We start from the raw sequence: 20,307 nt of genomic DNA, 5'->3' as shown, positions 1-20,307 counted from the left end.
CGGACTGCGATGAGCAGGCAAACTGATCGGAATGGAGACCGCGCGGCTGCTTTTCGTCCATGCCCACCCCGACGACGAAACCCTCACCACCGGCGGCACGATCGCGCACTACGTGGCCCGTGGCGCGCAGGTGCACGTCGTCACCTGCACGCTGGGTGAGGAAGGCGAGGTCATTGGTGAGCAATGGGCCCGGCTCGCCGCCGACGCGGCCGACCAGCTGGGTGGTTACCGCATCGGCGAGCTGACCGCGGCGCTGGCCGAACTGGGCGTCGACCGACCCCGGTTCCTCGGCGGCGCCGGGCGCTGGCGCGACTCGGGGATGGACGGCACGCCGGCGCGGCCCGGGCGGCGGCGTTTCGTCGACGGCGACCTCGACGAGCAGGTCCGCGCGCTGGCCGCGGCCATCGACGACCTCCGCCCGCACGTCGTCGTCACCTACGACTCGAACGGCGGGTACGGCCACCCCGACCACATCCGCGCCCACCACGTGACGACGGCCGCGGTGGCCGCGGCCACCTGGCGGGCGCCCAAGTTCTACTGGACGGTGACGTCGGCGACGGCGCTGACCGCCGGGCTGGGCGCGATGACCGATGTGCCGGACGGGTGGGTGACGGTGGACGCCGACGACCTGCCCCTCGTCGGCCACTCCGACGACGCGATCGACGCGGCGCTGGATCTGACCGCGCACCTGCCCGCCAAGCTCGCAGCGCTTCGCGCCCATGAAACGCAGGTCAGCGTCTCGCCCGACGGGCGGACCTTCGCCCTGTCGAACGACATCGCGCTGCCGCTCGACACGACCGAGTACTACGTCCTGGCAGCAGGCACCGCCGGGCAGCGCGACGACCACGGATGGGAGACCGACCTACTGGCGGGCCTGAACCTGGGTTGACGGCGGGGCCAGCATCCGGCGCACGGCTGTCGGCGGGTGTCCGACATGCTCGTGCAGCGTGCGCGTCAGGTGGGCCTGGTCGGCGAACCCCAGCCGTGCGGCCAGGTCGGCGACCGTCGTGTCGCCCGCGCGCAGTCCGTCGAGGGCCCGCCCCACCCGCACCCGATTGCGGTATCTCGTCATCGACACGCCCAGCTCGCGCGAGAAGGCTCGGCTCAGCCGATACGGGGACGCGCCGAGGAACGCCGCCAAGGCGAACAGCCCGCCTGCAGCCGGGTGATCATCGTGGATGGCGGCGCGCGCTTGCTGCACCAGCCGCTGGTCGGCGGGCGTGGTCCGATCGGTCACCGGCATCCTGCGATCGGTCGACCGGCGAAGCGCCGCCGCCACGAGACGGACCAACCGCTCCGCGAGCACACCCTCTGCATCGGCGGGGTCGGTCGCCAGCAGCATGCGGTGCCCGAGTTCGACTTCCGCGTCGACGTAGAACGTGCCCCGGTGGACACGCGCGGGGTCGCCGACCAGCTCCCGCCAGTACTGCTCGGCCAGCTGCAGAGAGGTACACACGTCGCCGCCGTGTGGATGCGCGAAGCGCTCCTCTTCGCCGGGCGCGCCCAGATACCCGACCGTGCGGTCCAGATCGACCCGGCCGCTGCGGCTGTGCCGCCGGAAACGTCCGGCGCGGACCAGCACCAGCCGGGCATCCACTGGGTGCTCGGGGTCCGACCATCCCGTGCCCCCGCCGTGGCACGTCCACGCGTGCAGGCTGAATTCCGGGCGCTTCACCAGGGTCACCGCAGCGGGCACGACCCGACCCTAACCGCGCCGTCCGACACGTCGGCGACGCAAGAATCTTCAAGCCCCGTTCGTGGTTGTGGGCGCACGCTGGGTGCATGGCATCGATTCATACGGAGTTCGCGATCAACGCCGACGCGGCGCGGGTGTGGCGGGTGATCGGCGACTGGGCAGACGGCCCGGTCGCCATGGCACCTGGGTACGTGGTGTCGTCGCACGCCGAAGGTGACGTCCGGGTGGTGACCTTCGCCAACGGCACGATCGCCCGGGAGCGGCTGGTCGCTCGCGATGACGATGCGCGCCGCATCGCCTATTCGGTCATCGGCGACTCGCTGCGACCCGAGCACGACAACGCGGTCATGCAGGTCATCCCCGACGGCGTCGACCGCTGCCGGTTCGCCTGGTCACGCGACGTGTTGCCGGACGAGCTGGCCCAGCCGCTGCGGGAGGCGATGCAGGGGGCCGGCCTGGTGATCACCCGCACGCTCGATGCGCATTAGCCGAGGATCGGCGACCGGCGACCGGGTAAGCTACCCGCAACCACTGCCACGGACGCACGGAGGGGAAGCACATGGACCCGGACCTGGATCCCAACCTGCAGCACTGGCAAGACCGTCTCGACAGCTACCAGTGGGTCATCGGTTCGCTGGTTTCCGTGCTCGACAGCATCCCGACCTGACAGCGCCCGCCGCGCCGGTGTCGGACCGGCTCCGTTTCGTGGTGCTGGCCGTCCTCACCGCCGACGGCGTGCTCTCGGCCCTGATGGCGGTGTTCTTCCTGCCGCTGCGGATCGGATCGGTACCTCTGCCCGTCAGCGCCGTGCTCAGCGGCGTTGTCAACGCGCTGCTGGTGTGGGTGGCGCTGCAGTGGACTTCCAGCCCCCGGGTGGCGGCGCTGCCGTTGTGGGCCTGGCTGCTGACCGTGCTGGCGTTCACCTTCGGCGGACCCGGCGACGACATCGTGTTCGGCGGTCCCGGGATCATGGAGTTCGCGCCGGTGCTGCTCCTCGCGCTGGGAGCGCTGCCCGCCGCATGGGTGATCATGCGGGCCCCGACGAGCGCATGAAAACCGGGGCGGACTCCGGCAGCCGCGTCGGGTGACTACTGTGATCCCCATGTCCCGCGGATGGCAGGCGCACTCGGTTTCAGATAGTGGGACGCGCGGATGATCCGCGACATCGCCGGGGTTACAGGGAAGTGGCTCTGAACACCCAGCGCGGCGCCGATCTGCCCAGCCCGGTCGTACCGCCCCGGCCCACCCCTGCTGCCCTGAGACGGGTGCTGCGGCGGGCGCGTGACGGAGTGGCACTCAACGTCGACGAAGCCGCGATCGCCATGACGGCGCGCGGGGACGACCTCGCCGACCTGTGCGCCAGCGCCTCCCGGGTGCGCGACGCCGGACTTGAGGCCGCGGGCAGGCGTGGCGCCACCGGCCGATTGCCGGTCAGCTACTCGCGCAAGGTCTTCATCCCGGTCACCCACCTGTGCCGGGACACCTGCCACTACTGCACCTTCGTCACGGTGCCCGGCAAGCTGCGGGCCGCGGGCAGGGGCATGTTCATGGAGCCGGACGAGATCCTCGACGTGGCTCGCCGCGGCGCCGAATTGGGTTGCAAGGAAGCGTTGTTCACTCTCGGTGACCGACCGGAGGCGCGGTGGGACGAGGCGCGCCAGTGGCTGGACGAACGCGGTTACGACTCGACACTGGACTACGTGCGCGCGATGGCGATCCGGGTGCTCGAGGAGACCGGCCTGCTGCCGCACTTGAACCCGGGCGTGATGAGCTGGTCGGAACTGTCGCGCCTCAAGCCGGTCGCACCGTCGATGGGCATGATGCTGGAGACGACGTCGCGGCGGCTGTTCGAGACCAGGGGCCTGGCCCATTACGGCAGCCCCGACAAGGATCCCGAGGTGCGGCTGCGCACGCTCGACGACGCGGGCAGGCTCTCCATCCCGTTCACCACCGGACTGCTGGTGGGCATCGGCGAGACCCTCGCCGAGCGCGCCGAAACCATCCACGCCATTCGCCGGTCACACAAGGAGTTCGGGCACGTCCAGGAAGTGATCGTGCAGAACTTCCGCGCCAAGGACCACACCGCGATGGCGTCGACGCCCGACACCGACATCGACGAGTTCCTCGCGACGCTGGCCGTCACCCGCCTGGTGATGGGCCCCAAGATGCGGATCCAGGCTCCGCCGAACCTGGTATCGCGCGCCGAGTGCCTGGCGCTGATCGGGGCCGGTGTCGACGACTGGGGCGGGGTGTCCCCGCTGACGCCCGACCACGTCAACCCGGAACGTCCCTGGCCTGCACTCGACGAACTCGCGGCCGTCACCGCCGAGGCGGGCTACGACCTGGTGCAGCGACTCACTGCCCAGCCGCAGTACGTGCAGGCCGGTGCCGCGTGGATCGACCCACGGGTGCGTGGCCATGTGGACGCGCTGGCCGACCCGGACACCGGTTACGCGCTCGATGTCAACCCGCAGGGCAGCCCGTGGCAGGAGCCCGACGAGGCGTCGGAGTCACTGGGTCGCACCGACCTGCACTCGGCGATCGACGACGAGGGCAGGCTCACCGAGACGCGCAGCGATCTGGGCAGTGCGTTCGGCGACTGGGAGTCGATCCGGGCGAAGGTGCACGAGTTGGCCTCCCGCGCGCCCGAACGTCTGGGCACCGACGTGCTGGCCGCGTTGCGTTCGGCCGAGCGGGACCCGGCGGGCTGCAGCGACGACGAGTACCTGGCGCTGGCCACCGCGGACGGTCCTGCGATGGATGCCGTTGCCGCGCTGGCTGATTCGCTGCGGCGCGACACCGTCGGCGACGACGTCACGTTCGTGGTCAACCGCAACATCAACTTCACCAACATCTGCTACACGGGTTGCCGGTTCTGCGCCTTCGCTCAGCGCAAGGGCGACGCCGATGCCTACTCGTTGTCGACCGCAGAGGTCGCCGACCGCGCGTGGGAGGCGCACGTCGCGGGGGCGACCGAGGTGTGCATGCAGGGCGGCATCGATCCCGAGTTGCCGGTCACCGGGTACGCCGATCTGGTCCGCGCGGTCAAGGCGCGGGTGCCGTCGATGCACGTGCACGCGTTCAGCCCGATGGAGATCGCCAACGGAGTCACCAAGAGCGGCATGAGTATTCGGGACTGGCTGACCGCGCTGCGGGAGGCCGGACTCGGGTCGATTCCGGGGACGGCCGCAGAGATCCTCGACGACGAGGTGCGCTGGGTGCTGACGAAGGGCAAGCTGCCGACGTCGGCGTGGATCGAGGTCGTGACCACCGCTCACGAGGTCGGTCTGAGATCGTCCTCGACGATGATGTACGGCCACGTCGACACCCCGCGCCACTGGGTCGGGCACCTCAACGTGCTGCGTGAGATCCAGGACCGCACCGGTGGTTTCACCGAGTTCGTGCCGTTGCCGTTCGTGCACCAGTCCTCGCCGCTGTACCTCGCGGGTGGTGCGCGGCCCGGTCCGACGCACCGCGACAACCGTGCGGTGCACGCCCTGGCGCGAATCATGTTGCACGGCAGGATCGCCAACATCCAGACCAGCTGGGTCAAGCTCGGCGTCGAACGCACGCAGGTGATGCTCAACGGCGGCGCCAACGACCTCGGCGGCACCCTCATGGAGGAGACCATCTCGAGGATGGCGGGCTCGGAGTTCGGTTCGTACAAGAGCGTCGAAGATCTGGTGGGCATCGCCTCGGGCATCGGCCGTCCCGCACGCCAGCGCACCACCACCTACACGCCTCTGGCCGCCTGACCCGTCCCCGCTCGTCGGCATCGGGCGCGGACTTGCTGCCCGTCCGGCGCCCCGCCTGGTAGGACGGAGGGTGTGAAGCTTCGACGTGTCTGTGCCGACGGCGTGCTGGAACTGCAGTCCCTCGCACCGGACGGATCGTGGGTGCCCGCGCCGGACACGTCCGCGCTGGGTGGGGTGGTCTTCGACCGTGACTGGGAGTTGGCCAACGCGCAGCGGCATCAGGATCTGTCGGGGCATGTGCTGCCGTTTCAGCCGGCGTCGTTTCGGGACTTCATGCTCTACGAGCGGCATGCGATCGACGCGGCGCGCGGACTGGTGCGACGCTTCCATCCCGCCCAGTCACGCGCGGCCGAGGGAATCGAGAGGTTGACGCGAAGGCCGTTTCCGCTCTTCAAACCCAACGCGCTGTTCTATCGCCAACCCATCTACTACATGTCCAACCACCTGAGCTTCGTCCCGAGCGGCGCTCCGGTCGCGATCCCTTCGTACTCCTCGGCGCTGGATTTCGAGTTGGAGATCGGGTTCGTGCTCAGGGCCCCGCTGTTCGACGCGACCCCGCAGGAGGCGGTCGACGCCATCGGCGCGTTCGTCGTCGTCAACGACTTCAGTGCCCGCGATGTCCAACGCGGCGAGATGGCGACCGGGCTGGGCCCGCAGAAATCCAAGCACTTCGCGTCATCGATGTCGGTGCTCGCCGTCACCGCCGACGAGATCCTGCCGCACATCGATGATCTGAGCGGTTCGGTCGCCGTCAACGGCACCACCGTCAGCACGGTGTTCAGCCGCGGAATGCAATGGTCGCTCGGAGATGTGCTCGCGCACGCGTCGCGAAGCGAACGACTCTATCCCGGTGAGCTTTTCGCCACGGGCACGCTTCCCGGCGGCAGCGGCATGGAGACCGGGCACTGGTTGCGGCCCGGGGACCGGCTGTCGCTGGCCATCGACCAGATCGGTGAGATCAGCCATCCGATCTCAGGAGCCAAGGAGCTGCCATGAACACCATCGCAGGACTGCCGGCGCACGCGCTGCTCGTCCACGCCATCGTCGTCCTCGCGCCGCTGACGGCGGTGCTCGGCATCCTCTGCGCGTTGTGGCCCGCCGCCCGGCAGCGGTTCGTGTGGCTGGTGCTGGCGCTGGCCGTGGTGAACCTGGTGCTGACGCCACTGACCGTGAAGGCCGGTGAATGGCTGTACAACCGCGAAGACTCCCATAGCTTGATCCTCGAGAACCACGCGGAGCGCGGCGAGACGATGATCTACTTCTCGATCGCGCTGCTGGTGATGGCGATCGCGATCGCGGTGCTCCATGTGCGCGCCGGCCGGTCCGAGGCGCCGAAGACGGTCGCCACCGTGGTGGTGGCGGTCGTCGCCCTCGTCGTGGGTGTGTCGTCGATCGTCCAGGTGGTGCGCATCGGCCACGCGGGCACCGAAGCCAAGTGGGGCGTCATCGCCGAATAGCGCCGACGGTGCAGCCACCGCGGGTTCCCTCGCGGTGGCTGCACCGTCGCGGGGTCAGGACTGCTTGAGTGCCTCGATCTCCAGGGTGATCGTCACCTTGTCGCCCACGACCGCGCCACCGGTCTCCAGCGGCATGTCGATGTCGATGCCGAAGTCCTTGCGGTTCAAGACGACCGACGCCTCGAAACCCGCGACCTCGCCGTGGCCCATGCCGGGGTTCACGCCGTTGAACTCCAGATCCAGCGAGATGGGCCGGGTGATGCCCTTGAGGGTGAAGTCGCCGTCGAGGATGTAGCGGTCACCGTCTGCGCGTACCGCGGTGGAGGCGAATGTCGCGACCGGGTGGTTCTGGGCGTCGAAGAAGTCCGCGGACTTGAGGTGCGCGTCGCGCTGCTCGTTGCGGGTGTTGACCGAGTCGACGGCGATCTCGGCGCGCACCGACGGCGTGCCGTCTTCCGCGACGGTGATCGCGCCGCTGAAGGTGTCGAACTCTCCTCGGACCTTGCTGACCACGAGGTGACGTACCGAGAAACCGACCGACGAGTGAACGGGATCGATCGTCCAGGTACCGGTGGCGAGCTGTGCGGTGGCGGTGGTCATGTGATGTCTCTCTTCTCGAAAGGGGGTCGGAAGTCCGACCGGGTACCTCCGGTTAAACGGACCATGGTCCGTATTCATTCCCGGTTTAGCATTCCCAGGCGGTCCCGCAGACCATGTGCCGCACCTGCGGGTGACGCGGGAGACGGGCAACGCACCGGCGTAGTGGCTTACAGCCGGTCGGCGAGCTCGGTGCCCTGGCGGATCGCCCGCTTGGCGTCCAGCTCGGCGGCGACCGCGGCACCGCCGATGACGTGTGGGGTGATCCCGCGCGCCCGCAGGCCGTCCTCGAGGTCGCGCACCGACTCCTGGCCCGCGCAGATCACGACGTTCTCGACCTCGAGCAGCCGCGGGTCGCCGTGGTTCTGCCCGAAGCTGATGTGCAGCCCGGCATCGTCGATGCGCTCGTAGTTCACCCCGGAGAGCTGGTGAACGCCCTTGGCCCGCAACGACGCCCGGTGCACCCATCCCGTCGTCCCACCCAGGTTTCGGCCCTGCGACCCCTTGGTGCGCTGTAGCAGGTAGACCTCGCGGACCGCAGGCGCGGGCAGCGGGGTCGTCAACGCCCCACGTGCCTCCCACGGATCGGCGACGCCCCACTCGGCCTTCCACTCCTCGAGGTCGAGCGTGGGGGAGTGCCCGGTGGTCAGGAACTCGCTGACGTCGAAACCGATGCCGCCCGCGCCCACCACCGCGACGCACCTGCCCACGGGTCTGCCGGTGATCGCCTCGGCGTATGACAACACCATCGGGTGGTCGATCCCGGGGATGTCGGGCATCCGCGGCGTGACGCCGGTGGCCAGCACCACCTCGTCGAAACCCTGCAGTTCGACGACCTCGGCGCGGGTGTCGAGCCGGACGTCGACGCCGTGCTTGTCGAGCATGCGGGTGAAGTAGCGGATGGTCTCGCCGAACTCCTCCTTACCGGGAATCCTTCGTGCCAAATCGAATTGGCCGCCGATCGTCGGCCCAGACTCGAACAGCGTGACCCGGTGGCCGCGCTGGGCCGCGGTGACGGCCGTGGCCAGGCCGGCCGGGCCTGCGCCGACGACGGCGACGCGCCTGGTACGCCGGGTCGGGCTGAGCGTCAGCGTGGTCTCGTGGCCGGCCCGCGGATTGAGAAGGCACGACACCGTCTTGTGGGCGAACGCGTGATCAAGGCAGGCCTGGTTGCACGCGATGCAGGTGTTGATCTCGTCGGCCGTGCCCGCACCCGCCTTCGCCACCCAGTCCGGGTCGGCCAGCAGCGGTCGGGCCATCGAGATCAGGCTGACGTCCGTCTCGGCGAGGATCTGCTCGGCGGCCTGCGGCATGTTGATCCGGTTGGAGGCCACCACCGGGATGCCGACGTGTTCGGAGACCGCGTTGCTGATGTCGACGAATGCGCTGTTGGGCACCGAGGTCACGATGGTCGGGATCCGCGCCTCGTGCCAGCCGATACCGGTGTTGATGATCGTCGCCCCGGCCGCTTCGACTTCGGTTGCCAGCGCGACGATCTCATTCCAACTCTGACCGTCCTCGACGTAGTCGGCCATCGACATCCGGTAACTGATGATGAAGTCGCGGCCCACCGCCGCACGGGTTCGACGCACGATCTCCACCGGCAGACGGCGTCGTCTCTCGGGGGAGCCGCCCCACGTGTCCGTGCGCTTGTTCGTCCGCGGCGCAAGGAACTGGTTGAGCAGATAACCCTCGCTGCCCATGATCTCCACGCCGTCGTAGCCGGCTTCGAGGGCCAGGGCGGCGCTGCGGACGAAGTCGTCGATCGTGCCTTCGACGTCGCGCAGCGCGCGGGGCCGGAACGGATTGGTGGGCGCCTTGATCGACGAGGCGCTGACCGAGAAGGGATGGAACGCATAACGTCCCGCGTGCAGGAGCTGCAGCAGGATCTTGCCGTCGGCATCGTGCACGGCGTCGGTGATCTTGCGGTGCCTGCGGGCGGCCGCCGTCGAGGTCATCTGCGCGGCGAACGGGAGCAGCCAGCCGGTGCGGTTGGGTGCGTAACCGCCTGTGATGATCAGCCCGACGCCGCCGCGGGCACGCTCGGCGAAATACTCGGCGAGCCGGTCGGTGTCACGGGCGCGGTCCTCGAGGCCGGTGTGCATCGACCCCATCACCACGCGGTTGCGCAGCTTGGTGAACCCGAGATTCAACGGGGACAACAGGTATGGGTAAGGCGAGGTACGGCTCATCGGTTCCGTCCCAGCCCTGCCGCCACCTCGTCGAGCCATGCGATGACACCCTCCTCGGCGCGGATGCCGCCGCGCAGCACCAGGTACTGGTGGAGATCGGCGCCGGTCAACGCATCCGGATCGGGAGACTGGGTCTTCTCGAACCCCCGGTACGCCTCGAGCAGTTCGGCGCGATCCGAGCGCAACGACACCACCTGATCGCGGAGCGCGTCGACGTCGCCATGTACCGCCCCGCGAATCTTCACCGCCAGGTCGCGTGTTCGGCTGTCGGCCACGGTGCCATTCCTGCCCCGCCCTACCAGTGGAGCGGCGATCCAGCGCGCGAGTTCGGCACGGCCCGCATCGGAGACCGTGTAGACCTTCTTGTCGGGCCGGCCCTGTTGCTCGACCGGGGTGACGTGCACCCAGCCGTCGTCTTCCATCGCGCGCAGGGTGCGGTAGATCTGCTGATGGGTGGCTGCCCAGAAATAGCCGATCGATTTGTCGAACCGGCGGGCCAGTTCGTAGCCCGAACTCGACTGCTCGCAGAGGGAGACCAGGATCGCGTGCAGAAGCGCCACCGCCGCAGCGTAGGCACGCCCACCGGCGTTATGCAACTAGTTGCAGTGCACTCACGCGCATAGTCGTGTGGCGCTAGGCGACCTGTATGTGGGACGTTTAGTATCTGTAACCACGCGCAACCCTTAAACCAGGGTTGTGTGGGAGTTAGGGCACACTGAGACACGCGTCCAACTAACGGCAGGGATACTTGCTGAGGCCGGCCGCGTTGATCAGCTGAGCCCCGCCTAGACAGCAGCCCACTGGTAGGTAGTAGTTCGAGAGAACTTGAGGAGAAGTTCGTGACGTACACGATCGCCGAGCCCTGCGTCGACGTCAAAGACAAGGCATGTATCGAGGAATGCCCTGTCGACTGCATCTACGAGGGCGCACGCATGCTGTACATCCATCCCGACGAGTGTGTGGACTGCGGAGCCTGTGAACCCGTGTGTCCCGTCGAGGCCATCTACTACGAAGACGATGTGCCGGATCAGTGGAGTAGCTACACGCAGATCAACGCCGACTTCTTCGTCGAACTCGGCTCGCCCGGCGGTGCGTCGAAGGTCGGCCAGACCGACAACGACCCGCAGGTCGTCAAGGATCTGCCCCCGCAGGGTGAGGACTGAGTCCGACGGCACAGCCCGCCCCTCGCGAACCGCGTGAGGTCACCCGCCGGCCGCTGAAGTCGGCGTCGCTTCCGGTGTTCCCATGGGACACCCTGGCCGAGGTGACCGCGCTGGCGCGAGCACACCCCGACGGTCTCGTCGATCTGTCGGTGGGTACACCCGTCGATCCGGTCGCGCCGGTGATCCGCGACGCCCTCGCCGCGGCCAGCGCCGCACCCGGATATCCCACCACCGCAGGCACGCCGGCGCTGCGGGAGGCGGCCGTCGCCGCCCTGCACCGCAGGTACGGGATCACCGGTCTGACAGCCGGCGCGGTGCTGCCGGTGATCGGCACGAAGGAGCTCATCGCCTGGCTGCCGACGCTGCTCGGCCTTGGCGCCGGCGACACGGTGGTGGTCCCGGAACTGGCCTACCCCACCTACGAGGTGGGCGGCCTGCTCGCCGGTGCCACGGTGCTGCGCGCGGACTCGCTGACCCAACTCGGCCCCGCGTCACCCGCCCTGGTGTACCTGAACTCGCCGAGCAACCCCACGGGCAAGGTGCTCGGTGTCGACCACCTGCGCAAGGTGGTCGGCTGGGCCAGGGAGCGTGGGGTGCTCGTCGCCTCGGACGAGTGCTACCTCGGGCTCGGCTGGGACGACGAGCCGCTGTCGATCCTGCATCCGCGGGTCTGCGACGGTGACCACACCGGGCTGCTGGCGGTGCACTCGCTGTCGAAGACGTCGTCGTTGGCCGGTTACCGGGCCGGCTTCGTCGCAGGCGACGGCGCAGTGGTGGCCGAACTGCTGGCCGTGCGCAAGCATGCCGGCATGATGGTGCCCACCCCGGTGCAGGCCGCGATGGTGGCCGCACTCGACGACGACGCACACGAGCGGGAGCAGCGGGAGCGCTACGCGCGCCGGCGCGACGCCCTGCTGCCTGCCCTGCGGTCGGCGGGTTTCACCGTCGAGCACTCCGAGGCGGGGCTCTATCTGTGGGCGACGCGAGGTGAACCGTGCCGCGACACCGTCGGGTGGCTCGCGCAGGGCGGCATCCTCGTCGCGCCCGGGGAGTTCTACGGGCCCCGCGGGGCCCGCCATGTGCGGGTGGCGTTGACGGCCACGGACGAACGTGTCGCCGCTGCGGTGCAGCGATTGGGCTGAGGCTGCGGTGCAGCGATTGGGCTGAGGCTGCGGTGCAGCGATTGGGCTGAGGCTGCGGTGCAGCGATTGGGCTGAGGCTGCTCAGCGCTCGGTGGCGCGTAAGCCCAACGCGAGCACCAGGCGCTCGTCGGCGTCGGCCAGCGATGTCTCCAGGAGCTTCTCGACCCGGCGGACGCGATAGCGCACGGTGTTGGGATGGACGTGCAACTGCCGGGCGATCGCGGCGACGTCACCGAACCCGTCGAGGTACGCCCGCAGCGTGTCGGCCAGCATCGGCTCTCGCGCGCACAGCTCGCGCACCCGCGGGTCCACCAGGCGCGGTTCGGCCGCGACGTGCGAGACGATCTCGTCGAGCAACACTGTCGTCCGTGCCTCGTCGAGCGAGGTGACCTGGCCGATGGCGCCGGGGTGACGCACGGCGCTGTCGAACACGCGGTCCACTTCTGTTCGCGCCGTCGCCACCCCGCTCAGCCCGCTCAGGGGTGCGGCAGTCACCGCACGGACGTCGAGGCCGAGTTCGCGGCGCAGGGCGGCGACCACACCGCGCGCCCAAGACGTGACCGCCGCCGCCGCTCCGATCTTCGGAAACAGCACATAGACCCGATCGCCGACGGACGCGACCTGCGAGTCGGCGCGGAAAGCGCTGGCGCTCAACGCAACCACCTCGGACGGCACGGCTGCCGCGACCCCGCGGAAGCCGACGATCGCCGCGCGGGCCTCGGCGGGAACGCCCAGCTCGCGGGCGAGCACGCCCACGTCGTCGGTTTCGCCGGTCGTCAGGCCGAGCAGCTGCTGCACCCGGGCCGCATGCTGTGACGGTGCCGCCGCCAGCCGCGAGATGATCCGGGACGCCAGTACCGCGCCGCCCCGCAGGATCTCCTCGGTGTCGTCGGCGAGCGGGGTCGATCCCTGCTGCAGCCAGATGGTTCCGGCGAAGCTGGGGGCCGGTCGGCCGTCACCGGGCGCGAGGTGCACGCCGACCGCCAGCCGGGGCCGCAGTCCGAGTTCGGGGCGTTCGTCGACGCGGACCACCTCGGGGCCGGCCCGCAACGCATCGAAGATGCCCCACTGTCCGATCCACTCCAGATGCTCGGGCGGACCTGCGCGGCCCAGGATCGTCAGGCGGCGCAGCTCGTCGGCCTCATCGCTGGAGGCCGAGTAGGCCAGCATTCGGCTCTCGGCGTCCTCGATGCAGATCATGCCGCGGGTGCGGTCGGCGATCGACTGCGCCAGGCCGAACAGGTCGGTGCCGGAGTCGCGCAGCGGGTCGCTGCGGTCGCCGTGATGCGCGAACGCGTAGTTGACCAGGCGGTACAGGTGCTCCCAGCGGGCTCGGGGATCGACGGCGACGACTGCGGTGCCCAGGGCGACGGCGCGAGCCACCGCCGTCGGGGTGGGCTCCTTGACGAAGACCGCGGCGGGTCGGCCCGCGTTCCGTTCGAGCCAGTCGATCGCCTCGGCGTCGGACACGCCGAGCAGAAAGAACAGATCGGCGGGCCCCGGGCCCAGGGCCAGGCCCAGCCGCACGTCGTCGGCATCGACGAGCGCCACCGAGCTCACCGGCATGTTCAGCCCGCGAGGCGCCTCCACCAACGTGACCATCGTGCGGTCCAACGCGAGCAGCAGCTGGCCAAGACCCAGTCCAGGGGCGGCCGTCGGCGCCATCACTGCTCCTTTGGCTGTTCGGACTATCCAGTGTGCCAGGGCTTGTCCGATCAGCCATCGGATAACGCGCCGGAAAGGGGCATCCTTGCTGCATGGACGCGATCAGCGCGATAACGCAGGTACCTCTGCCGCAAAACGAACCGGTTCACGAATACAAGCCCGGATCCCCGGAGCGCGCCAGGCTCGTCGACGCGCTGGCGAGCCTCACCACCGGCGACCCGATCGACCTGCCGCACGTCATCGGCGGGAAGCATCGGATGGGCGCCGGAGACCGTGTCGACGTGGTGCAGCCGCACCGGCACGCCGCACGGCTGGGCACCCTCACCAATGCCGACCACGCCGACGCCGCCGCTGCCGTCGAGGCGGCGATGGCGGCCAAACCCGGATGGGAGGCCACGCCGTTCGACGAGCGCGCCGCGGTATTCCTTCGAGCCGCCGACCTGATGGCAGGACCGTGGCGGGAGAAGATCGCCGCGGCGACCATGCTGGGCCAGTCCAAGTCCGCGTATCAGGCCGAGATCGATTCGGCCTGCGAGCTCATCGACTTCTGGCGCTTCAACGTCGCGTTCGCGCGCCAGATCCTGGCCGAGCAGCCTGTCAGCTCACGCGGCGTGTGGAATCGCACCGACTACCGGCCACTGGAGGGCTTCGTCTACGCGATCACCCCGTTCAACTTCACCGCCATCGCGGGCAACCTGCCCACGGCCGCCGCGCTGATGGGCAACACCGTGGTATGGAAGCCCTCGCCCACGCAGATGTTCGCGGCCTACCTGACCATGCAGCTGCTCGAGGCCGCGGGGTTGCCCGCCGGAGTGATCAACCTCGTGGCCGGTGACGGAAAGGCGGTCTCGGACGTGGTGCTCGCCGACCGACGGATGGCGGGCATCCACTTCACCGGTTCGACCGCCACCTTCCAGCACCTGTGGCGCGAGGTCGGCACCCACATCGATCGCTACGACACCTACCCGCGTCTGGTGGGGGAGACCGGTGGCAAGGACTTCGTGGTGGCGCACCCCTCGGCACACCCGGATGTCCTGCGCACCGCCCTGATTCGCGGTGCGTTCGACTATCAGGGGCAGAAATGCTCGGCCGCGTCGCGGGCGTTCATCGCCCGGTCGGTCTGGCAGAAGATGGGCGACGACTTCCTCGGCGCCACCGAGGCGCTGCAGTACGGCGACGTCACCGATCTGAGCAATTTCGGCGGAGCGCTGATCGACGACCGGGCATTCGCCAAGAACGTCAAGGCCATCGAACGTGCGAAGGGCGCTGCCGGCATGACGGTCGCAGCCGGTGGCGAATACGACGACAGCGAAGGCTATTTCGTCAAGCCGACGGTGCTGCTGTCCGATGATCCGGCCGACGAGGCGTTCGCCACCGAATACTTCGGGCCGATCCTGGCCGTCCACGTGTACCCCGACGAGGACTACGGGCGCATCCTCGACGTCGTCGACGCCGGTGCCCGGTACGCCCTGACCGGCGCCGTGATCGCCGACGACCGCTCGGCGGTGCTGCAGGCGCAGCGGCGCCTGCGCCATGCGGCGGGCAACTTCTACGTCAACGACAAGCCCACCGGCGCGGTGGTCGGGCAGCAGCCATTCGGCGGGTCGCGCGCGTCGGGCACCAACGACAAGGCCGGGTCCGCGCTGAACCTGCTGCGCTGGACCTCGGCGAGGTCGATCAAGGAGACGTTCGTGCCGCCCACCGATCACGCGTATCCCCACATGGAGGCGTGAGCCGTGGGCGTCTTTCAGCGTGTCGCCCGGCCCGTGATCCTGGCCGCCGGGAGACGGGAAGGGCTGCGGCGCACCGCCGAGCGGCTACCGGTGACCCGCGACGTAGTGCACCGTTTCGTGCCGGGGGAGTGCATCGCCGATGTGATGAATTCGGTGGAGCGGCTTCGTGATTCGCGGCGGCTGGTCTCGATCGACCATCTCGGTGAGGACGTCGGCGACGCCGAAGCGGCTGACGCCTCCGTCGAGGCGTACCTCGCGTTGCTGGATGCTCTTTCGACCCGGGGTGAAGAGCCCGCAACCGTACGGCCATTGGAGGTGTCGCTCAAGCTCTCCGCGCTGGGGCAGGCGCTGCCGAGGGACGGCGAGAAGATCGCGCTTGAGAACGCTCGCGCGATCTGTGAACGCGCGCAACGCGTCGGCGTCTGGGTGACCGTCGACGCCGAGGACCACACCACCACCGACTCCACCCTGTCGATCGTGCGCGACTTGCGCGCCGACTTCCGCTGGGTCGGCACGGTGCTGCAGGCCTACCTGAAGCGGTCGCGCGCCGACTGTGCCGAGTTCGCGGCGTCCGGCGCGCGAATCCGGTTGTGCAAGGGCGCCTATGACGAGCCGACGTCGGTCGCCTTCCGTGGCCGCGATGACGTCACCGCCTCGTACCTGCAGTGCCTTCGCATCCTGATGGCAGGGAGCGGCTATCCGATGGTGGCCTCGCACGATCCCGAGATCATCGACGCGGTCCCTGCCCTGGTTCGTGAGAACGGCCGCGGCGTGGACGATTTCGAGTACCAGATGCTCTACGGAATCCGCGACGGTGAGCAGCGCCGACTGGCCGGGGAGGGCAACAACGTGCGCATCTACGTGCCGTTCGGAACCCAGTGGTACGGCTACTTCGTCCGACGCCTGGCCGAGCGGCCCGCCAACCTGACGTTCTTCCTGCGAGCCCTGGCCGAACGCCGCCGCTAGGGCGCGCGCCCCATCGCCGAGTCTGCGGGGTTACGCCGGATACGCCGCGACCGGCATGACGATGGTCCCCTTGCAGACCCCTTCGAGGATTTCGGTACGCCACGTCCCGTACATCGATCCGTCCGACGTGGGCGCGTAGAACACCAGCGAGCGGGCCGCGGCGTACTCGCGGGGGACGTCGTCGCCGCGGAAGCACTCCCACAGCCAGTTGTAGTTGAACACCCACTGCTTGCCGTTCCACGTGTAGCGGGTCGGCTGCGGGATGGTGGGGTTGCTCGGCGCGGGGCCGTCGGAGGCCGTGGCCACGCACGTGCCCGCGCAGGACGTCGTGAACGTGTACTGGCCGCTGAAGTCGGGCTCCGGTTGGCGGGCGGCGATGCTGGTGCCGATCTTGTCCGACGCGAAGGTCACCACGGTGTAGCGTCCGCTCCAGTCCGGAGGCGCGGCTTGCGCGGTGGCATCGGCGCAAACAAATGCGGCCGCAACAAAAGTCGCGGATGCCAGTGCGTTGCGCGCCCGTCGGGCAGACATGGTTCCCTCACAGTGGTCTGGGTGTGGCCTTTGAAACCTAATTGCCCTCGCCGTCAACCTGCCCGATCGACACGGCCCGTTGGGGCACGGTTGGATCACGGGTTGGTATCGGAGTCCGGGGATGAATGACGTTCGTGCGGAACGGACCTCAGGACAGGATGCTGGTCAGCGCTCGGAGAGCACCATCAGGGTCCACGCCGCCATCGACTGCGCGTCGGTCATCACGCCGTCGCGCATCATCTTCTCGACCTGGGCGCGGGTGAACCACGCGCTGCGCATGTCCTGTTCCTCGTGCTCACGGTCGTGGGGACCCTCCGTGATGCCGGTCGCGAGGAAGACCCGGCCGCGCTGGCTGCTCATCCCCGGTGCGACATCGAGAAGACCGATCTCGGTCATCGACTCGGCGATCAACCCCGTCTCCTCCCGGAGCTCGCGGGCGGCGAGCTCGGCGGGGTCGATGGCGGCCCGTCCCGGCGCGGTGCCCTGCGGGAACTCCCAGCGCCGCAGCCCCAGGGGGTAGCGGAACTGCTCGACGAGGTGGAACCGGTCGGCGCCGTTGCGGCCGTCTCGCGGAATCACCAGCGCGTACGCCGGCTTGTCGACCACCGCGTAGATTCCGCTGCTGCCGTCGGGCCTGCGGATGTCGTCTTCGCGGATCGTCAGCCAGTTGTTCCGATACACCTCTCGCGACCCCACGGCCCGGATCGAATCCACGTGCTCAGTATGCCCAGCCGCGGAGAGTAGCCTGGCTTCCTGTGCTGCTGGCCTCACTGAATCCCGCGGCCGTCGCCGCCGGTGCCGACATCGGTGACGCGGTGCGCATCGACGGGGCGACGCTGAGTCGCAGCGACCTCGTCGGCGCGGCGACCTCGGTGGCCGAACGTGTCGGGGCGGCGGGTCGGGTGGCCGTGCTGGCCACGCCGACGGTGGCGACGGTGCTCGCCGTCGCGGGCTGCCTGATCGCGGGGGTGCCGGTCGTGCCGGTGCCCGCCGATGTCGGCGCTGCCGAGCGGCGTCACATCCTCACCGATTCCGGTGCGCAGGCGTGGTTGGGGGAGAAGCCCGACGGAGCCGCGCAGGAAGGGCTGCCCCACGTCCCCGTCCGGCTGCACGCCCGTTCGTGGCACCGTTATGCCGAGCCGTCGCCGGACGCCACCGCGCTGATCATCTACACCTCCGGCACCACGGGACCGCCGAAGGGGGTGGTCGTGAGCAGGCGTGCGATCGCGGCCGACATCGACATGCTCGCCGCGGCCTGGCAGTGGACGGCGGAGGACACGCTGGTGCACGGGCTGCCGCTGTACCACGTGCACGGCCTGGTGCTGGGGTTGCTGGGGTCGCTGCGCATCGGGAACCGCTTCGTGCACACCGGGAAACCCAGTCCGGCGGCCTACGCTCAGGCCGCGTCGGAGGCGGGGGGATCGTTGTTCTTCGGGGTGCCGACGGTATGGTCGCGGATCGTCGAGGACGGTGACGCGGCACGCGCGCTGGCCCCTGCCCGTCTGCTGGTGTCGGGCAGTGCGCCGCTGCCCGTCCCGGTGTTCGACGGCCTCGCCGCGCTGAGCGGGCATCAGCCGGTCGAACGCTATGGCAGCACCGAGTCACTGATCACGTTGAGCACCCTTGCCGCGGGCGAGCGCCGACCGGGCTGGGTCGGCCTACCGCTGACGGGTGTGCAGACGCGCCTTCACTCCGAAGACGGCGGCCAGGTCCCCCACGACGGTGAGACGATCGGCCGGCTGCACCTGCAGAGCCCGACGATGTTCGACCGCTACCTCAACCGCCCCGACGCCACTGCCGAGGTCCTCGGGCCCGACGGCTGGTACCGGACGGGCGACGTCGCCGTCATCGACGGTGACGGAATGCACCGGATCGTCGGTCGGGAATCGGTGGACCTGATCAAGACCGGCGGCTTCCGGGTGGGAGCCGGCGAGATCGAAACCGCGCTGCTCGGGCATCCCGGCGTCCGGGAAGTCGCGGTGGTCGGCGTGCCCGACGACGACCTGGGCCAGCGCATCGTCGCGTTCGTCGTCGGTGACGCCTCGCCGGACGAGTTGATCGAATATGTGGCACAGCAGCTTTCGGCGCACAAGCGCCCGCGGGAGGTGCGCCTGGTGGACAGCCTGCCCCGCAACGCGATGGGAAAGGTGCTCAAGAAGGAACTGGTGCAATGGGTTTGAGGTTCAGCGAAGTCTGCATCGACGCTGCCGACATCCACGCGTTGGCGTCGTGGTGGTCCGAGGTGCTGGGCTGGCCCGCAGAATCCACCGACGACGGCGATGTGGTGTTGCGAGCCCCCGAAGGCGCCGGGCCGGACTGGCTCTTCCTGGCGGTTCCCGAGGCCAAGGTGGTCAAGAACCGTATCCACTTCGACCTCACCCCCGACGATCAGGACGCGGAGGTCGCGCGGGTGATCGCGCTGGGCGCACGGCATGTCGACATCGGCCAGGGCGACGAGAGTTGGGTGGTGCTCGCCGATCCCGAGGGCAACGAGTTCTGCATCCTGGCGGCCCCGTGATCTCTCCCCGAGCTCGCGTGTCTGCACGCGACACGCCGCGGACTTCTGGCAATTTGCGCGTGCTCGCGGTGATCGGCGGCGCGCTCACTGCCCTGGCGACGGCGGGGTGCGGTCAGTCACCGCAGGTGGCGCTGGTGCAGACCAGCATCGTGGTTCCTCCGGCTCCGGGTCCTCAGGCGCCGCCCGCCGACGCGTTGACCATCGGGCCGGCGGCCGTCGACACCACCGGCGGCTGGCTGGCCGACGGCACCATGCTGTCACCGTTCGATGTCGCCAATCCGATTCTTTCCCAGCTCGATCCGACTCTGCTGGCGGCTGCGCAGGACGCCGCGCGTGCCGCAGAGGCCCAGGGCATCGCACTGTGGGTCACCTCGGGCTGGCGTTCGAAAGGCTTCCAGCAGAGGCTCTTCGACGACGCGGTCGTCGCTTACGGCAGCGTCGAGAAAGCGGCCGAGTTCGTCGCGACGCCCGAGGTGTCCAAACACGTGATGGGTCAGGCGATAGACATCGGCCCGGCCGAGGCCGACAGGTGGCTCATCGCCAACGGACGCCAGTTCGGCCTGTGCCAGATCTACGCCAATGAGATCTGGCACTTCGAGCTCGTGGCCGACGCGAACGGCAACTGCCCGCCGCTGCGGCCCAATGCCGCGGGCTGATGGCCACAGCTGCCTAGTTAACTGACTGTGGTGGTGGTGGTTGGAAGGGTTGGTACCACCACCAGTCGGCGCGTTCGCCGGTGGGTCCGGGGTAGGGGGCGACCGCGGGTGGGGGTGTGGTGGGTGGGCGGGCCAGTGATCCCGCGCTGAGTTTTCGACCGGTGTAGGGGGCGACCGCGGGTGGGGGTGTGGTGGGTGGGCGGGCCAGTGATCCCGCGCTGAGTTTTCGACCGGTG

20 protein-coding genes and 1 pseudogene are annotated in these 20,307 nt (G+C 69.3%); 13 read left to right on the top strand and 8 right to left on the bottom strand.

Going from position 1 to position 20,307, the window contains the following annotated elements; genetic code table 11:
• Positions 1 to 31: 31 nt before the first annotated feature.
• Positions 32 to 889: an N-acetyl-1-D-myo-inositol-2-amino-2-deoxy-alpha-D-glucopyranoside deacetylase gene (gene mshB, locus H7I57_RS23560; protein WP_264026448.1), complete on the top strand. Its 858-nt coding sequence runs from the start codon at positions 32 to 34 to the stop codon at positions 887 to 889.
• Here the strand turns inward: mshB and H7I57_RS23555 are convergent.
• Positions 863 to 1,696 carry an AraC family transcriptional regulator gene (locus H7I57_RS23555; protein WP_264026446.1) on the bottom strand — a complete coding sequence of 278 codons (834 nt, stop codon included), beginning with the start codon at positions 1,694 to 1,696 and terminating at the stop codon, positions 863 to 865. The genes mshB and H7I57_RS23555 overlap by 27 nt on opposite strands.
• An 86-nt stretch (positions 1,697 to 1,782) precedes the next feature.
• On the opposite strand from H7I57_RS23555, the gene H7I57_RS23550 reads away from it, so the two are divergent.
• The 5 genes from H7I57_RS23550 (at position 1,783) to H7I57_RS23530 (ending at position 6,908) form a co-directional block, all read left to right on the top strand.
• A complete protein-coding gene (locus tag H7I57_RS23550) occupies positions 1,783 to 2,184 on the top strand; it encodes an SRPBCC family protein (RefSeq protein WP_264026445.1) in 402 nt (133 codons plus the stop codon).
• Positions 2,185 to 2,314: 130 nt separating this feature from the next.
• Positions 2,315 to 2,749 (top strand): hypothetical protein, encoded by a 435-nt coding sequence (locus tag H7I57_RS23545; protein WP_372510342.1) that lies wholly within the window; start codon positions 2,315 to 2,317, stop codon positions 2,747 to 2,749.
• A gap of 131 nt (positions 2,750 to 2,880) precedes the next feature.
• Positions 2,881 to 5,451, top strand: coding sequence for a bifunctional FO biosynthesis protein CofGH (locus tag H7I57_RS23540; protein WP_264026442.1), 2,571 nt, complete (start codon positions 2,881 to 2,883; stop codon positions 5,449 to 5,451).
• A 72-nt stretch (positions 5,452 to 5,523) separates the two neighbouring features.
• On the top strand, positions 5,524 to 6,447 hold the full coding sequence (locus H7I57_RS23535) for a fumarylacetoacetate hydrolase family protein (protein WP_264026440.1): 924 nt from the start codon (positions 5,524 to 5,526) through the stop codon (positions 6,445 to 6,447).
• Entirely contained in the window at positions 6,444 to 6,908 is a 465-nt protein-coding gene (locus tag H7I57_RS23530) for a DUF2231 domain-containing protein (RefSeq protein WP_264026439.1), read from the top strand. Before H7I57_RS23535 ends, H7I57_RS23530 begins: the two co-directional genes overlap by 4 nt.
• Positions 6,909 to 6,962: 54 nt before the next feature.
• Here H7I57_RS23530 and H7I57_RS23525 read toward each other — a convergent pair whose 3' ends face one another.
• The 3 genes from H7I57_RS23525 to H7I57_RS23515 all read right to left on the bottom strand — a co-directional run bounded on the left by H7I57_RS23525 (position 6,963) and on the right by H7I57_RS23515 (position 10,257).
• A complete protein-coding gene (locus H7I57_RS23525; protein ID WP_264026438.1) occupies positions 6,963 to 7,508 on the bottom strand; it encodes a YceI family protein in 546 nt (181 codons plus the stop codon).
• A gap of 167 nt (positions 7,509 to 7,675) precedes the next feature.
• Positions 7,676 to 9,697, bottom strand: coding sequence for an NADPH-dependent 2,4-dienoyl-CoA reductase (locus tag H7I57_RS23520; RefSeq protein WP_264026436.1), 2,022 nt, complete (start codon positions 9,695 to 9,697; stop codon positions 7,676 to 7,678).
• Entirely contained in the window at positions 9,694 to 10,257 is a 564-nt protein-coding gene (locus tag H7I57_RS23515) for a PadR family transcriptional regulator (RefSeq protein ID WP_264026435.1), read from the bottom strand. Before H7I57_RS23515 ends, H7I57_RS23520 begins: the two co-directional genes overlap by 4 nt.
• 279 nt (positions 10,258 to 10,536) lie before the next feature.
• Between H7I57_RS23515 and fdxA the strand changes: the two genes are divergently transcribed.
• Both fdxA and dapC read left to right on the top strand, forming a co-directional pair.
• A complete protein-coding gene (gene fdxA / locus H7I57_RS23510; RefSeq protein WP_264026433.1) occupies positions 10,537 to 10,860 on the top strand; it encodes a ferredoxin in 324 nt (107 codons plus the stop codon).
• 53 nt (positions 10,861 to 10,913) lie between these two features.
• Positions 10,914 to 12,002: a succinyldiaminopimelate transaminase gene (gene dapC / locus H7I57_RS23505; RefSeq protein WP_264026465.1), complete on the top strand. Its 1,089-nt coding sequence runs from the start codon at positions 10,914 to 10,916 to the stop codon at positions 12,000 to 12,002.
• 81 nt (positions 12,003 to 12,083) lie between these two features.
• On the opposite strand, the gene H7I57_RS23500 is transcribed toward dapC, so the two are convergent.
• Complete coding sequence (locus H7I57_RS23500; RefSeq protein ID WP_264026431.1) at positions 12,084 to 13,667, bottom strand: PucR family transcriptional regulator; 1,584 nt, start codon at positions 13,665 to 13,667, stop codon at positions 12,084 to 12,086.
• 101 nt (positions 13,668 to 13,768) lie between these two features.
• Here H7I57_RS23500 and pruA point away from each other — a divergent pair, with 101 nt between their 5' ends.
• Both pruA and H7I57_RS23490 read left to right on the top strand, forming a co-directional pair.
• Positions 13,769 to 15,400: an L-glutamate gamma-semialdehyde dehydrogenase gene (gene pruA, locus H7I57_RS23495; protein WP_264026464.1), complete on the top strand. Its 1,632-nt coding sequence runs from the start codon at positions 13,769 to 13,771 to the stop codon at positions 15,398 to 15,400.
• Positions 15,401 to 15,403: 3 nt separating this feature from the next.
• Positions 15,404 to 16,366: a proline dehydrogenase family protein gene (locus tag H7I57_RS23490; RefSeq protein WP_264026429.1), complete on the top strand. Its 963-nt coding sequence runs from the start codon at positions 15,404 to 15,406 to the stop codon at positions 16,364 to 16,366.
• Between the two features lie 30 nt (positions 16,367 to 16,396).
• On the opposite strand, the gene H7I57_RS23485 is transcribed toward H7I57_RS23490, so the two are convergent.
• A complete protein-coding gene (locus H7I57_RS23485; protein WP_264026426.1) occupies positions 16,397 to 16,897 on the bottom strand; it encodes an Rv2253 family sensor-like surface protein in 501 nt (166 codons plus the stop codon).
• A 165-nt stretch (positions 16,898 to 17,062) separates the two neighbouring features.
• Positions 17,063 to 17,611 (bottom strand): NUDIX domain-containing protein, encoded by a 549-nt coding sequence (locus H7I57_RS23480; RefSeq protein WP_264026425.1) that lies wholly within the window; start codon positions 17,609 to 17,611, stop codon positions 17,063 to 17,065.
• Positions 17,612 to 17,652: 41 nt separating this feature from the next.
• On the opposite strand from H7I57_RS23480, the gene H7I57_RS23475 reads away from it, so the two are divergent.
• Genes H7I57_RS23475 through H7I57_RS23465 form a run of 3 tightly spaced genes read left to right on the top strand, consistent with a single transcriptional unit; the run spans position 17,653 to position 20,071 of the window.
• A complete protein-coding gene (locus H7I57_RS23475) occupies positions 17,653 to 19,077 on the top strand; it encodes an acyl-CoA synthetase (RefSeq protein ID WP_264026424.1) in 1,425 nt (474 codons plus the stop codon).
• Entirely contained in the window at positions 19,068 to 19,415 is a 348-nt protein-coding gene (locus H7I57_RS23470) for a VOC family protein (protein ID WP_264026423.1), read from the top strand. The genes H7I57_RS23475 and H7I57_RS23470 overlap by 10 nt, the downstream gene beginning before the upstream one ends.
• Before the next feature lie 53 nt (positions 19,416 to 19,468).
• Positions 19,469 to 20,071 carry a M15 family metallopeptidase gene (locus tag H7I57_RS23465; RefSeq protein WP_264026462.1) on the top strand — a complete coding sequence of 201 codons (603 nt, stop codon included), beginning with the start codon at positions 19,469 to 19,471 and terminating at the stop codon, positions 20,069 to 20,071.
• Positions 20,072 to 20,084: 13 nt separating this feature from the next.
• Here H7I57_RS23465 and H7I57_RS23460 read toward each other — a convergent pair.
• A pseudogene (locus H7I57_RS23460) lies at positions 20,085 to 20,307 on the bottom strand (hypothetical protein); the annotation flags it as partial.

Origin of the sequence: Mycolicibacterium pyrenivorans (genome assembly GCF_025821625.1) — a bacterium.
Classification (GTDB): Bacteria; Actinomycetota; Actinomycetes; order Mycobacteriales; family Mycobacteriaceae; genus Mycobacterium; species Mycobacterium pyrenivorans.
The sequence above is the reverse complement of the archived record's forward strand: the minus strand, read 5'-3'. Positions and strand labels throughout refer to the sequence as shown.